At 43.1% G+C, this 5,333-nt stretch carries 5 protein-coding genes and 1 pseudogene; 3 read left to right on the top strand and 3 right to left on the bottom strand.

Translation table 11 applies throughout. The features are described 5' to 3' along the window. Nucleotides 1-632 (top strand): DUF885 domain-containing protein (locus L650_RS0108915; RefSeq protein ID WP_029772886.1); only part of this gene is annotated, 632 nt, incomplete at its 5' end. A 96-nt stretch (nucleotides 633-728) separates the two neighbouring features. Beyond that, complete coding sequence (locus tag L650_RS0108910) at nucleotides 729-2,210, top strand: FMN-binding glutamate synthase family protein (protein ID WP_029772885.1); 1,482 nt, start codon at nucleotides 729-731, stop codon at nucleotides 2,208-2,210. Between the two features lie 36 nt (nucleotides 2,211-2,246). Here the strand turns inward: L650_RS0108910 and mtnK are convergent, their stop codons facing one another. After that, entirely contained in the window at nucleotides 2,247-3,464 is a 1,218-nt protein-coding gene (mtnK, locus tag L650_RS0108905; RefSeq protein WP_029772884.1) for an S-methyl-5-thioribose kinase, read from the bottom strand. Between the two features lie 128 nt (nucleotides 3,465-3,592). Here mtnK and mtnA point away from each other — a divergent pair, with 128 nt between their 5' ends. Continuing rightward, nucleotides 3,593-4,618, top strand: coding sequence for an S-methyl-5-thioribose-1-phosphate isomerase (gene mtnA, locus L650_RS0108900; protein ID WP_029772883.1), 1,026 nt, complete (start codon nucleotides 3,593-3,595; stop codon nucleotides 4,616-4,618). A gap of 48 nt (nucleotides 4,619-4,666) precedes the next feature. On the opposite strand, the gene L650_RS0108895 is transcribed toward mtnA, so the two are convergent. Beyond that, nucleotides 4,667-5,209 (bottom strand): 1,2-dihydroxy-3-keto-5-methylthiopentene dioxygenase, encoded by a 543-nt coding sequence (locus L650_RS0108895; protein WP_029772882.1) that lies wholly within the window; start codon nucleotides 5,207-5,209, stop codon nucleotides 4,667-4,669. Then, nucleotides 5,206-5,333 (bottom strand): annotated as a pseudogene (locus tag L650_RS0108890) (acireductone synthase); the annotation flags it as partial. The pseudogene L650_RS0108890 and the gene L650_RS0108895, both read right to left, overlap by 4 nt.

Below are 5,333 nucleotides of genomic sequence, written 5' to 3'. Positions count from 1 at the left end.
ATGTTGGCTCGAGCCGAAGCGATCAAGCGGGTTATTATTGGGTAAATACATATGCGCTAGATAAGCGCCCATTGTATGTATTAGAGGCGCTGACCTTACACGAAGCCGTACCGGGGCATCATTTACAAATATCGCTTAATGCAGAGCTTGAAAACTTACCAAGCTACCGACGTGATGCCTACCTTTCGGCTTTTGGTGAAGGATGGGGGCTTTATTCTGAATACTTAGGTATAGAAGCAGGCTTTTACCAAGACCCATACAGCCGATTTGGCCGTTTAACCTATGAAATGTGGCGTGCAGCTCGTTTAGTGGTTGATACAGGTATGCACATGTACGGCTGGAGCCGAGAGCGCGCTATGAACTTTATGAGCGAAAACACGGCGCTTTCATTACACAATGTTAAAACCGAAACCGACCGCTATATTTCGTGGCCAGGACAAGCTTTGTCGTACAAAATTGGCGAGCTGACTATCAAGCTTTTACGCACAGAGGCCGAGCAAGCGCTTGGGCCTCGTTTTGATATTCGTGAGTTTCATCATCAAGTACTGCGTCATGGTTCAGTGCCGTTATCAGTGCTTGAAGAGCAAGTTCGTTTGTATATAAAAGCTGAGCTTGAAAACACGCAAAGCTAATTATCTAAAGGTATAAGCCTTGAACAACGAAAGGTGTTGTGTCATTTTGACGCAACACCTTTTTTATTTTTAAAAACAGCCATCAAGGGGCCTTGGATGAGCGATTTTATTATTTTTAGTATTGATGTATTTGCGAGTATTTTTATTGTTGCATTAGGATTGATTGTACTTACCGTAATTGTTTTTTATTTTCGTGATATTACTCAAACAAAGCATGCAATTAGGCGAAATTACCCGGTTATTGGCCGCTTTAGATACTTTTTTGAGCGCCAAGGCGAGTTTTTTAGGCAGTACTTTTTTGCCCTCGATAGAGAAGAAATGCCGTTTAACCGAGCAGAGCGCAGCTGGGTGTATCGGGCTGCAAAAGATGTCGATCGTACCGCTGCATTTGGCTCCACGCAAAGCTTAGAGGTAACAGGTACAGTGATGTTTATGAACTGTGCTTTTCCTACCTTAGATGAAGAGGCGCTGGACCCAAGTAATGTAACGTTAGGCCCTTATTGTAAAACGCCGTACACCACTAACTCCTTGTTTAATATATCGGGAATGAGCTTTGGTGCGCTCTCAAAACCGGCTGTTAGAGCGTTATCAAAAGGGGCAAAATTGGCCGGCTGCTGGATGAATACAGGTGAAGGCGGGTTAAGCCCTTATCACTTAGAGGGCGGAGCCGATTTGGTGTTTCAAATTGGTACGGCTAAATATGGTGTGCGTGACGAGCTTGGAAATTTAAGTATCGATAAACTTAAAGAAATTGCGGTGCATAAGAACGTAAAAATGTTTGAGCTTAAATTAAGTCAAGGTGCCAAACCAGGTAAAGGCGGTATGTTACCTGGTAAAAAGGTTAATGCTGAAATTGCTAAAATAAGGGGCATCCCTGAGGGTAAAGATTCAATTAGCCCAAATGGGCACCCAGAGATCAAAAAGCCAAGCGACATATTAGATATGATTGCCACAGTGCGAAACGCCACAGGCAAACCTACCGGCTTTAAAGCCGTTATTGGTGATTACACTTGGCTAGAAACACTATTTGCAGAAATAAACCATCGCGGGCTTGAATCAGCGCCGGACTTTATCACTATTGATAGTGCCGATGGCGGTACGGGCGCAGCGCCACAACCCTTATTAGATTCGGTAGGTTTACCGCTGCGCGAAAGCTTACCGCTGGTTGTTAATATGCTTGAAAAACACGGCTTAACAGGGCGGGTTAAAGTCATTGTTTCGGGTAAGTTAATTGTGCCCTCTAAGGTAGCATGGGCGCTTGCTTTGGGTGCTGATTTTGTTGTTTCTGCGCGTGGTCATATGTTTGCGTTAGGCTGTATACAGGCCATGCAATGTAATAAAGACACCTGCCCAACCGGTGTAACTACCCATAACGAGCGGCTACAGCGTGGTTTAAATGTTGCAGATAAAGCTCAGCGGGTTGCCAATTATAATAAATATATTCATTACGGCGCTGGCTTAATTGCCCACTCATGTGGTGTAACGAGTGCGCGGGAATTAAGGCGTAAACACGTGCGTATAGTGCAAGAAAGCGGGCTGTCGGAGCCGCTCGATAAAATTTACGAAAACTACCAATAACGGTATTAGTATAAAAAAGGCGCTTTGGCGCCTTTTTTAATTTAGTTGGCTTATTAATAAACTAAAAAAGGCATCTTTGTTGTCGCAGCTTTTGGCATTTAAAATAAGTTGCTCACCTAAGCTCAGCGTTTGTTTTTGTACTGCAAGGCGCGTATTTTCATCTTCAATGCTGTCAATATCTACCACATGCGCGAGCCCTATGGTGCGCCTAATTAGTTCTGTTCCACAATAACCTATGGCGTCTTGTAATACGGTTTTCATAAAGTACTGTGGGTAGCCCTCGGTATTAAGGGTGTGATCTGTGCTGTGGTTGGCAATTAAAGTTAACCATTGTTGCTCAAATAAATTATAGCTTTCAACAATGCAGCTAAGTAAATGCGTTTGATAGTTTCGTCGTGCTACAAACTCTTCAATATGCCCTGCTTGTGCGCAGTAATTTAATAGTAAATTGCCAATAAAAGAGCCTACATCAAAGCCAACAGGGCCAAAAAAGCCAAACTCGGGGTCAATCACTTTAGTGGTATTGGTATCTACAAAAATACTGCCGCTGTGCATATCGCCGTGCAGCAATGTTTGCGGGTTAGATAAAAAATTAGCTTTTAACTTTGCAACTTCTAACTTAAGTGCCGTGTTATCACGAAAAGCGTGTACATGTGTAGTAAGTTGCTCGTCAAAGTGATTGCGTTCGTGATCTGTATACGGATCGCTAAAAAATAAATCTTCTGTAATTTGGCAAAGCTCAGGGTTAGTAAATTGCTGTACAAGGGCCTTTTTATGCTGGGCGGTTAGGTAAAAATCTGAATTATAAAACCCGGTATGGCTTAAATACCTAGCTACGTGCTCGGCTAACTTAGGAAATTGCTCCGCGTTATTTTGCGCCGTGCGCAATATTTTTAAGTGACCTAAATCTTCTAAAATAGTAAGTGCGTAAGCTTGGTTATAGTGCAGTACTTTAGCGGTGTTTTGTGGGCAAATAGCCCCATGGTTAAGTAACACTTGCGCCTCAATACGGGCTCTATCAAGCGTGAGCGGCCATGATTCACCTACACAACGAGCATAAGGCAGTGCTTGCTTTAAAATAATGCTGTTATGGTGCTCATCGCTAATTCTAAATACTAAATTAAGGTTACCGTCACCAAATTCGTACGCAGTTAAGTGTGCGCCAGCATAAAAAAAATCATACTGCTTAGAGTCAATTAGCGAATTTACATATTCAATTGCGCGCTGCGCATCAAACGCGACATAGTTAGCCATAGTGAGTTCTCAAATAACCTTTTTGGGCATTCTATACCTTTAAATGTTTAGATGTCTACAAGTCTAACTTGAGAGTTATTCAAACTGATGTAAAATACCCTTACGCATTTTATTTAAGCAGCCTCACCATGCAAAACCTAATCGCAAGCAGTTTAAAATATGAAAACGGCACATTAAGTGTGCTTGACCAGTATTTACTTCCTCATCAGCAGGTATGGCACGAATGCCATAGTGTTGAGACGATGAAGGAGCTGATCATCAGTTTAAAAATTCGTGGCGCACCATTAATAGGCTTAGGTGCGAGTTTGCTGGTTGCTCATTTAGCGCAGCAGGGGACAACTCAAGCGGCGCTTGCAAAAGCAATTGATGAGCTTGAAGCCACAAGGCCAACCGCTGTTAATTTAATGCATTGTATGGCTACATTAAGAGAGGCTCTTAAAAGCGATGACTTTGTAGCAGCAGTGGTGTGCAGCGCAGAGCGCCTTTTTATTGAAGACATTGCCCTATGTGAGCGCATGGCAACGCGCGGAGCTAAGCTTATAAACAGCGGCGACAATATTTTAACCCATTGTAATACCGGCGCATTAGCGACTGCTGGTATTGGTACAGCATTAGGCGTTATTTACAAAGCGCAGCAACAACACGGCAATATACATGTGTGGGTTGATGAAACGCGGCCCTTGTTGCAAGGCGGGCGTTTAACCGCGTTCGAATTTGAGCGCTGGCAAGTACCGTACACACTTATTTGCGATAATATGGCAGCAAGCTTAATGGCCGCAGGTAAGGTAGATAAAATAGTGGTAGGCGCCGATCGTATTGCTGCTAATGGCGACTTTGCTAATAAAGTGGGAACTTATAATTTAGCTGTATTGGCGCATTTTCATGATATTCCTTTTTATGTTGTCGCGCCTTTAACTACGCTTGATACACAAACAGCTTGCGGTAGCGATATAGCAATAGAGCAGCGAAATAGCGCAGAGGTACGCGGCGTAAGTGGCAGTTTTGGTGAGGCGCTGTGGGCACCCATTAATGCCAATGTGTATAATCCCGCATTTGATGTAACACCTGCAAAACTAATAACAGCTTGGGTGTTAGATACCGGTGTTTACAATAAAAGTGATGTAGAGAGTGGCGCGTTAACAGCGCTTAAGTAGTTTTTAAACAGCGCTCCACTTATCCCTTTGTGGAGCGTATTACTTTTGCTATGCGAGCAACGGAAACTGCTTCGCAATTTCAGACTCGGTGCTTTTTGCAACCCAGCCCTCGGTATTATTAAATAATCGAATGGCGGTAAATTCTGGGTCGCTCCCCATATCAAACCAATGTGGGGTAAGAGTTGGGACCGAAATTAAGTCACCTTGCTGGCATAATACTTGGTAAATTTTGGCATCAATATGTAGGCAAAATAACCCTTGGCCTTTTACAAAAAAGCGAACTTCGTCTTCACTATGAGTGTGCTCAAATAAAAACTTTTCTCGCATTTGTGCCGCTGCAGGATTACCTTTTGCAAGCGAAATAACATCCACCGTTTGGTAGCCATTTTGCGCTTTTAAGCGCGCTATATCATTTTTATACGCTGCAATAATTTGCTCATTTGTGGTGTGCTCATTAATGGGGGCGGTTGCTTGCCATTGTTCAAAACGTACATTTACCTTTGCTAATTGCTGAGTAATTTCGCTTAAATCACAGGTGTTTACCAGCGCATTACTTGGATTGTTGTTAGCATAAATTGTTAATTGGCTCATGCAAATTGCTCCAATTTAACTGTGCTAAAGTCATGTACGTATGGGTGCGCGCTATGTGCTTGGCCATCACGTATTAAGTGCAAGGTTTTAAGCCCTGCGGCTTTGGCTGCATCAAGCTCACCTG

The organism is Pseudoalteromonas sp. TB51 (assembly GCF_000498055.1).
In the GTDB taxonomy this organism is placed as follows: domain Bacteria; phylum Pseudomonadota; class Gammaproteobacteria; order Enterobacterales; family Alteromonadaceae; genus Pseudoalteromonas; species Pseudoalteromonas atlantica.
The sequence above is the reverse complement of the archived record's forward strand: the minus strand, read 5'-3'. Positions and strand labels throughout refer to the sequence as shown.